1 protein-coding gene is annotated in these 279 nt (G+C 55.2%); it reads right to left on the bottom strand.

The window, feature by feature from the left end:
- Positions 1 to 279, bottom strand: a 279-nt coding sequence (locus tag ADK28_RS00665) for an AAA family ATPase (RefSeq protein ID WP_048794621.1), incomplete at both ends; no start/stop codon positions are given.

Below are 279 nucleotides of genomic sequence, written 5' to 3' on the forward strand. Positions count from 1 at the left end.
GCCGCCCTTCACCGTCGGCCATTTCGCCTTTATCGAAGGCCTGGTAGAACAGGTTCAGCACATCCGGATGGGCTTTTTCCACCTCATCGAGCAGCACCACCGAGTACGGTTTACGCCGAATAGCCTCGGTCAGCACACCGCCTTCCCCAAAACCAACATACCCCGGCGGAGAGCCAATCAGTCGTGAGACGGTATGTTTTTCCTGATATTCGGGCATGTTGATGGTGGTGAGATAATGACGCCCTCCAAAAAGCAGCTCCGCAATCTGCACCACGGTTT

Source organism: Serratia sp. 506_PEND (assembly GCF_001076875.1).
Taxonomy (GTDB): Bacteria; Pseudomonadota; Gammaproteobacteria; order Enterobacterales; family Enterobacteriaceae; genus Serratia; species Serratia marcescens.